Consider the following 5,743-nt stretch of genomic DNA (forward strand, 5'->3'; position numbering starts at 1 on the left):
AAAATCAAAGAGCAAACTAGGAAACTAGCGACAGACAGTATTTGAGGATGGCAAGGTGAAGCTGACGTGGTTTGAAGAGATTTTCGAAGAGTATTAGGTATTAAAAAAACTTGAGAGGACACATGTTTCCTTGCCAATCTACTCACGTAATATCCTAGTGAAATTATATGTATTGAAATTTAACAGTGAACTCTAGCTAGCGCTGTGATTCGGCAATAGTATGATTGATTAATGAAATAGAATATTTGAATATAGAAAATTTTATATTTTTATTCAATGTAAATAAATCGCAATATACAAAAAACGGCACAATATATATTGAATACGTATTGAGTTCACTTGTGAAAAGATTTACCTTAAATATAAAGTGTTATAATATAGTATTATTTTTTTGAATTCTATTGCTTTTTAAATCAATTTTTTTTATAATATTAAAGATTAACTTAGAATGGGGTGAATTGTACCCTTAACCTAAGTTTAGAAAAGGAGATAACATGTTTTTCAGACGTCAAGAGGGTCAATATCGTGAAACTGATCGTGTGACCCGCTATAAGTTAGTGAAATCCGGTAAGCATTGGCTACGGGCTTCCACTTCTTTATTTGGTTTGTTTAAGGTTTTCCGTGGTAGTGTCGACACTACTCAAGTTATGACCGAAGTGGTTGAGAACCAAACAAACAATACGATTACAGGCCTCGATATTATAAGGGGACTTGCAGCTACAGGAGCTGTATTAGGCGGAGCAGTGGCAACACAAACTACTGTTCATGCCAATGATGCGGTTGCTCTTGAAAAGACATTGGAGTCATCGGATGTTTTAGCTACAAATGACTCAGTCGTTCTTGGATCTGTTTCGAAAGCAAATCCAGAAGAATCGGCAAGTTTGTCACACTCAGAAAGCGAGAGTGTGTCTAGTTCAGAATCGACTTCTGCCAGCCAATCAGTGAGCGCTAGCACTTCTGCAAGTATGTCAGCAAGTACTTCTGCCTCTGTTAGCGCGTCGACAAGTACTTCTGCAAGTGTGTCAGAAACTACTTCTGTAAGTTCTAGTCAGTTGATGGTTCATTCAGAAGATAGTTCGGTTGCGACTAGCACTGCTAGTGTTGAAACTGCTGGACAATCTGAATCAGCTTCAGCTGAGAATCAAGTAGTTAGTCAAGGTTTGCCAAACTCTAATTTGTCTGCACCTGTCTTGGACTCTGCTAAGTCAGCAACAGGTTTGATAGAGAAAACTTCCGAATTAACAAGTTTGGCAGGAGTGACTGCTGGTGCCTTGTCATCGGTAGAAGTATCTACAAAGAAAAATGAAGAAGATCGTAAAAAGCTGGCTAAAATTTCAGCTGAAATGGGTGAGTATTTAGCTAAGGCGGCAGATCTTCCAGATACGAGTGCAGCCATCCTTAAGGTGGAAACTGCCATTACTGAGATTGAGTCAGCTTTAAAGGATCCAACTGCTGATCTTGGTAGTGTTGTCAAAACGGCAACTTCAGCTCGTAATTCTATTGCCAATGCAGTTTTACGTGCCACTTCAGGTCAACGTGATGGCCGTAATGGACAAGCGATAGAGAGGGGTGCTTCTCCTAGAGCAATATTCTCTAGCCATGGTACGACAGCCTCAATTGCGTCTACTAATTATAATCCAAATACTCATGAAGTTGTTTGGCGTATTAATATGCATGCTAACAATGCCTTGCATCATGTAGGGCTGATTGCGGATGTAGATTCCAATACGACGATTAATCGTGTGACCTTTAATGGACAAGAGATGGCGAAACGTGGTGGTTCAAGAAATGAGTATGTCTATGATATCCGCCATGATAAACAAAGAAACCTAGAAGCAACGCTTGAAGTTCATGCCACTGTAAACAAGCAGTCGAAAGCTGCAAGCTTGAACGCAAAAGTTGCTACAAGCAGTCAACCGTTTACAAGTGCAGATACTTCTGGAAATTATAGCGGTTCAATAAGTTCAACTGTTCCAACTAGTGGGACAGGTCAGAGCCGTGCAGCAGGTCAGAGCCGTGCGGCATCTAATAAGCCTACAATTACGATGCCAGAGGATCTTATCTTTTATAATGATGATGCAGTCACTGGTTTTGATATACAATTAAATGATGATAAAGGGATGGATAACATCAAACCTTCTTTATCTAATAAGAATATTACAGGTTTAAATGCGCCGAACTTTCCCGCTACTAGTAAAAGAGGATTGGGGGATTTGTATATCTATGATCCTAAAGGTAATCAAACTGGAGCTTTGAAATCTTATAATATCAAAGTAGAAGGGACAATTGGACGTAAGGGTACTGCTTGGGAGCCGGAAACACCAGGAACCTATAAACTCACCTATACACTTACAGATATTGATGGTCTGACTGATGAAAAGACTACCAATTTTACTATTAAAGGTTTTAACGAGCGACAAAACCCTGTGAGTGGTGCGACGGTCACAGTTAATGACAAAGAACATCTAAGTCCAAAGGAAAAAGAGCAAGTCTTGGCTAACTTTAAAACAGCCAATGCAAGCATTCTTTCAGGTACAGACTATAAAAAAGGAACTGAAGAAGGTTTCCTAAGTGTAGCAGATAATGGCGTTGTAACCATTACTTATCGAGATCGTACCCAGGATACAGTCAATTCAAATCTGAAATATGGTGTTGAAAAAGGGACTGACACATTCTATGCAGTAAGTAATGAGTCGCTGTCTAATATAAATCCAAGAAGTCTTGTGCGCCCAGTTGGCGGAGCATCTGACCTCCCTAATGGGACAACATTTGCATGGAAAAACGGACAAGCTCCTACAATGGAAGTAGGTAGTCGAGCTGCAACCTTAACGGTAACACATCCAGACAGAACCACAACAGATTTAACTTATAATTATACTGTTTATCCAAAAATTGAGACCAAAACCAATAATGGAGTTACTGGTCAATTTTATGCCTTTAAAGCAACTTCGGGTGATAAAGCAGTTGGAGGTAGATATGCTAATAATATAGGTGGATTTTCAAACCTATATCTCAATAATGATTCTCTTCCTTCAGGAACAACATTTGCTTATGAATATCGTCTGAACAACAATGCAAGTGCATCGGTAAGTAGTCAAGCTGGGTCACCTAAATTTAGTGATGTTTGGCATACAACTGATTCTTCAGCTAAAACGCACCATACTACCTATACTGCAAAAGCAACTTATCCTAAAGGACGTCTTGGTGATGTAACAGCTTCAAATCCTGCTCTCACAAGTGAAGTGAGATTTGATTATACGGTAGTTGATCCGGTAGCTAAACAAGAGTATACTACAACAGTTGGTGACACGGCTCCGCTAAATGATATTATTAACAATCCGGGCAATGCGCTTAAAAATTCTGATTCTAGTGTGGTGATTCCTGCTGGAACAACTTATAAGTGGGTATCTACACCAGATGCTTCAGCTCCAGGTATCTATAAGAAAGAAGCTCAAATTACTTTACCACAAGGTTCAACAACTCAACCAAGTAATTATGCAAATGTTCCTGTTACTATTAAAGTAAAACCAAACCCACCACAAATTGCAGATGATCAAGTAACGAATACAGGTGGTCTTCCAAATAAAGGAATCACTGTAACGAATGCATTGCCAAATGCACAGGTTACCTTGACAATTGGTGGTAAAACTCTTACTAAAGAAGCAGATGGTAATGGAAATGTAACCTTCCCTTCTACCGATGTTGCAGATAGTAACGGCTTGCTTCCAACAGGAAATGTAACAGTTAAGCAAAGTAAGGCATTTATTAATCCTGTAACAAATTCAACTGAAACTTTGGAATCAGGAACAACGACTAAGAACATCACTCCTGAAACTGAAAAACCAGTAGCTACAGATACAGTTGTAGAAGTGAAGGATCGTGTAACTGGTCTGTGGAAAGAAGTTTCAAAAACCAGCGTAGGAAATAAACCAGAACATACCTTCTATGCAGGTGATGAAATTCGTTTCACTACAACCTTCACAGATAATAGTAAATTTATTAAGAGAACTAACGTTCATTCAGGTGAAACAAGTGCAACAATAGTTCCAAATGTCTTAGACTCTTCATTTGGAGAGGCGAATGCAACAAACATTTCTTCCTTGACAGAAGCAACTCCAGCAAAACCAGCTAAATTGGAAGTTACAGGAAAAGTCAAAGATGAGTTGCAGTATAGTACAGGAAATGTTGCTACGCGATCAATTTCCGCAGAAGATGAGTCAGGTAACCGTTCAAATGGGTCTACCTTCCGAATAAGACAAGGTAGTCTAGCAGTAAGAAATGCTAACTTGAATCCAGATAAGAAGATTAAGGTTACAAGTCTTGCTTCCTTGACAGATACGGAAAAAACAAGCATTATAGAAGCTGTTAAGAATTCCCATGATACAGCTACAGAAAAAGAAAAAGATCGTATCCAGAATGTTACCATCGAAGGGAATAATAATGTTAAGATTACCTATAAAGATGGTCAATCTCGTACAAAACCAATCTCAGATTTGGCAATGGAAGTTAACCCACCGGTTATTGAAGACTTAAGTGGACGTGGAGGTTTGCCAAATCAAACCATCACGGTAAATAATGTTCTTCCAGGAGCAACCGTAACCTTGACAGTTGCAGGTCAAACAATTACGCCGAAAAAAGCAGGAAATAACGCTACCAGCGTGACCTTTACTGCAGAAGATTTGAGAACGGCTTACACCGCAAACAATGGTCTACTTCCTTCAGGTAATGTGACTGCAATTCAAAGTGTACCAGCAGGTCCAAATACAACTGAAGTGTTAACTTCAGAGCCAGGGTCTGGGACTATTACTAATGAAACTGAAAGACCAGAACCAACCTTTGATCTTTATATCAAGAATGATAAGACAGGTCAATGGGAGAAACAATCCATTCAGGATAATGTTCGCCCAGGTGCAAGAGGCTACGAGGTCTTTGCAGGTGATGAAATTAAAATCGTCTTAAGTGCTAAAGATAATAGTGGTAAGATTAAAGAACTGAAACTTTATGACGGTATTTCTGATAAAGATAGAATTTTCCAAGATGGATATTCATCAAACGATTCTGCCCCAGGATTTAAGAATACTCCAACAGAAGCCTCAGAAACGAATCCTGCTACTAGAGAGTACACAGCAACCTATGATGCAAACAAGCAGTATGCAGATGGTAACAGATGGAATCGTGGTACTAAAGCAGTCGATTTATCTAATAACGAAGCACGTACTCTGACAGTAGTAGCTCAAGGGAAACTGAATAAGAAATTCCCAGCTCAGGTTCCAGCAACGGTTCAAGTAAGCAATACAAAAACCCTGTCTCCAGAAGATAAACAAAAGATTCTTGAGGCGGTGAAAGCAGCAAATCCAAAAGATGCAAACCGTATCGAAGATGGAGATAAAGGATATAGAATATCAAATGATGGGACTGTGACGATTACTTATAAAGATGGTACACAAAATACAGTGAAACCACCAGTATCGGATTCAGATGCATCTCAATCTGCCTCAATGAGCGCGTCTAAGTCCGCATCGACAAGTGCGAGCCAAAGTGCCTCAACAAGCGCGTCTAAGTCAGCATCAACAAGTGCCAGCCAAAGTGCCTCAACGAGCGCGTCTAAGTCAGCGTCAACAAGTGCGAGCCAAAGTGCCTCAACGAGCGCGTCTAAGTCAGCGTCAACAAGTGCCAGCCAAAGTGCCTCAACGAGCGCGTCTAAGTCCGCATCAACAAGTGCCAGCCAAAGTGCTTCAACGAG

At 39.9% G+C, this 5,743-nt stretch carries 1 protein-coding gene; it reads left to right on the forward strand.

The window, feature by feature from the left end; all coding sequences use genetic code 11:
• Positions 1 to 494: 494 nt before the first annotated feature.
• Positions 495 to 5,743, forward strand: a 5,249-nt coding sequence (locus HT734_RS09200; RefSeq protein ID WP_173277590.1) for an accessory Sec-dependent serine-rich glycoprotein adhesin, incomplete at its 3' end; no start/stop codon positions are given.

Origin of the sequence: Streptococcus sp. k-90 (assembly GCF_013277565.1) — a bacterium.
Lineage (GTDB): Bacteria > Bacillota > Bacilli > Lactobacillales > Streptococcaceae > Streptococcus.